The 752-nt window shown below is 27.8% G+C and carries 2 pseudogenes; both read left to right on the forward strand.

What is annotated here, in order from left to right:
* Positions 1-29: 29 nt before the first annotated feature.
* Positions 30-611 (forward strand): annotated as a pseudogene (locus ACYVI6_RS18800) (cytochrome b N-terminal domain-containing protein); the annotation flags it as partial.
* Between the two features lie 12 nt (positions 612-623).
* A pseudogene (locus tag ACYVI6_RS18805) lies at positions 624-752 on the forward strand (cytochrome b); the annotation flags it as partial.

The raw sequence follows: 752 nt of genomic DNA on the forward strand, positions 1-752 counted from the left end.
ATGTAAATAATGGATGATTAGTTCGTTATCTACATAGTAATACTGCTTCGGCTTTTTTCTTCTTAGTTTACTTACATATAGGAAGAGGTATTTATTATGGATCTTATAGATTTCCCAGAACTTTAGTTTGAATAATAGGAACTATCATGCTAATAGCTATGATAGGTACAGGTTTTTTAGGTTATGTTTTACCTTATGGTCAAATGAGTTTATGGGGTGCCACAGTTATAACTAATTTAATAAGTGCTATTCCTTGAATTGGACAAGATATAGTTGAATTTATTTGAGGAGGATTTTCCGTTAATAATGCTACTTTGAATAGATTTTTTGCTTTACATTATTTATTACCATTTATTTTGGCTGCATTAGTTTTAATGCATTTAATAGCATTACATGGTACGGCTGGATCAAGTAATCCTTTAGGTATATCAGGTAATTATGATAGAATACCTTTTGCTCCATATTATTTATTTAAAGATTTAGTTACTATATTTTTATTTATGATTGTATTAAGTTTATTTGTATTCTTTATGTCTAATGTACTAGGTGATAGTGATAATTATGTAATGGCAAACCCTATGCAAACACCTTCAGCTATAGTACCCGAATGATATCTTTTACCTTTCTACGCTATATTAAGATCTATTCCTAACAAATTATTAGGAGTTATTGCAATGTTTAGTGCATTATTAATAATGTTAATATTACCAGTAACAAATTTAAGTAAATTAAAAAATCTACAATTCAGACCA

Source organism: Angustibacter aerolatus, from assembly GCF_054776675.1.